At 66.6% G+C, this 1729-nt stretch carries 2 protein-coding genes; one reads left to right on the forward strand and one right to left on the reverse strand.

Going from position 1 to position 1729, the window contains the following annotated elements; translation table 11 throughout:
- Positions 1-89: 89 nt before the first annotated feature.
- Complete coding sequence (locus ACFV6I_RS39535; RefSeq protein WP_244293777.1) at positions 90-680, reverse strand: hypothetical protein; 591 nt, start codon at positions 678-680, stop codon at positions 90-92.
- Positions 681-860: 180 nt separating this feature from the next.
- Here ACFV6I_RS39535 and ACFV6I_RS39540 point away from each other — a divergent pair, with 180 nt between their 5' ends.
- Complete coding sequence (locus ACFV6I_RS39540; RefSeq protein WP_244293776.1) at positions 861-1607, forward strand: GAP family protein; 747 nt, start codon at positions 861-863, stop codon at positions 1605-1607.
- Positions 1608-1729: the final 122 nt, after the last annotated feature.

Genomic DNA, 1729 nt, shown 5'->3' on the forward strand with positions numbered 1-1729 from the left:
CCGATACTCCGCATGGACTCCCTCCTCCGCCTTGCGATGCACGCACTCCGACGCCGCGCGCTGATCCGACGTGATCCGAAAGAGAGCCCCTAGGCCGACGCTTCCTCCAACAGCTTCTGGAAGGCCGGCGTGGCCACCAACTCCGCGTTGGCCGGGTTGTCCAGCGCCGCCCGGAACTGGGGGGTGTCCAGCACCTCCTGGAACGCGTCGTCCACGCGGTGGTCCTTGTAGATCTGCTGGACGGTGAGGTCGGGATAGGCGCTGACGAAGACCCCCGCCGGCTCCTGGTGGGCGACGAACCAGTCCTTCACCCCCGGATCGGCGACGCCGGGGAACCCTTCGCTGTGCGAGAAGACCTTGTCGAAACGGGACCCGACCACCGTCTTGGCGAAGTCGTCGATGTAGGTGTCCCAGGAGCCGTCGAAAACACTGGCGAACATGAACCGGGTGTCGTCGTCGAAGATCACGTGCCGTGCGTCATGCAGGGTGCCGATCTGGCGCACCGCCGCATGGGCGCTCTCGTCATGCGCCGCGTCGGCGAGCGTCGCGAGATCCTCACGCAGCGCATCCGCATGGCCCGGCTTGATCTTGGTGAAGACGGTGAACTCACTGCAGACCCCATCCGACCTGCCCGGGCGCTCGGGGTGAGCCGATTGGGTAGCGCCTGTCATCGCGGTCATCGTGACGTCCTCCTGCCGTGGTCGGTGCGAGGGACGCCAACCGCCCGAACATGAGGCGCCATCGCCCTCACCTCTTCATCCTGACCCGAGCACGGTGGGGGCACCACTGGGCGACGAGCAGGCCAAGGCGCTCAGAGCTCCGAGAAGCTCATGAGGACAGCTTCGTCAGAGCGCAGGATCATGGAACTGGAACATGGGCCTGCCGGGTTCGTCGTCGTCACGCGCTCTGACTCCCCTCTGGAGGCAATCATGGGCAAAGTTCTCGGTGACATCCTGGGTCTCGCCGCCGGCGTCGCGATCAGCCCACTCCCGATCATCGCCATCATCCTCATCCTCGCCACGCCTCGGGGACGCCTCAACGGAGTCCTCTTCACCGTCGGCTGGATCCTGGGACTCTCGGCGCTGGGCGCGGTGATGCTGGCGATCGCTTCCCCCGCAGGCGCCTCTGCCCACCATCACCCGGCCACCTGGGTGGGAGTCCTCAAGCTCGTCCTGGGCCTGCTCCTCGTCCTCTTCGGCGCCCGGCAATGGCACCGGCGCCCGAAGGATCCGTCGCAGGCCCAGCTGCCGAAGTGGATGAGCGCGATCGACCGCCTCACGCCGGTCAAGGTCCTCGCACTCGGACTGGCCCTGTCCGCGCTCAACGCCAAGAACGCCCCACTGACCCTCGCCGCGGGCGCCGCGATCGGCTCGGCCGGACTGCCGGCAGGGCAGCAGATCGCCTCACTGGCGATCTTCGTCGTGATCGCCACCCTCGGCCTGTTGGCCCCACTGGGAGTCTTCGTGCTCGGGGGAGAGCGAGCCCAGACCACGCTCGGTAACTGGAAGGACTGGGCAGCTCAGCACAACGTCGCCGTGATGGCGGTCCTGTTCTTCGTCCTCGGGTTGAAACTGTTCGGAGACGGGATCTCCGTCCTCACCTCCTGACAGGCCGCTCTGATCGACAGGGCACGCCCTAGAAGGCTGATGAAGATCTTGGGTTGATCCGGGCCGTGCTGTCAGGTGGTGGCCTGGATTTGCCAGGTCGTGCCGTTGTGGGCGAGTCCGAG

The organism is Kitasatospora sp. NPDC059803 (assembly GCF_042732255.1).
Classification (GTDB): Bacteria; Actinomycetota; Actinomycetes; order Streptomycetales; family Streptomycetaceae; genus Kitasatospora.

Coding starts and splice junctions, on each gene's coding strand:
- ACFV6I_RS39535 (WP_244293777.1), bottom strand. CDS start 680: ATGACCGCGATGACAGGCGCTACCCAATCGGCTCACCCCGAGCGCCCG.
- ACFV6I_RS39540 (WP_244293776.1), top strand. CDS start 861: ATGGAACTGGAACATGGGCCTGCCGGGTTCGTCGTCGTCACGCGCTCT.